This window comes from Clostridioides sp. ZZV15-6597 (assembly GCF_020657815.1).
Taxonomy (GTDB): domain Bacteria; phylum Bacillota; class Clostridia; order Peptostreptococcales; family Peptostreptococcaceae; genus Clostridioides.
Genome location: NZ_JAGWCT010000287.1, coordinates 1 through 306, shown reverse-complemented (window position 1 = coordinate 306; position 306 = coordinate 1). Strand labels below are relative to the sequence as shown.

The following is a 306-nucleotide window of genomic DNA, read 5'->3' as shown; positions in this document are numbered from 1 at the left end:
TCCCACCAAGTACCATCAGCGCTAGAGAGCTTAACTTCTGTGTTCGGAATGGGAACAGGTGTATCCTCTCTGCTATTATAACCAGATTATTGTCTAAATTTTCATTTATCTTTTTTCTAAGACAAGTATTATAATAACATCTTTGTCTTATTATGTCAATACTTTTTTCATTCGATTTTTAGCTTATAAAACTCTTAAAAATCTCTAATTATTGACAAATTTAAATACATAGAGTTAACACTCTAAAAACTACATATATATTTTAATTAATGAACATCAAATAAATATTGGTCAAGTCCTCGACCT

Annotated in this window: 1 rRNA gene; it reads right to left on the bottom strand. The window is 28.4% G+C overall.

Features of this window, described 5'->3' with window-relative positions:
- Window positions 1–86: ribosomal RNA gene (rrf, locus tag KGF52_RS21245) — 5S ribosomal RNA — on the bottom strand; the annotation flags it as partial.
- Window positions 87–306 lie beyond the last annotated feature (220 nt).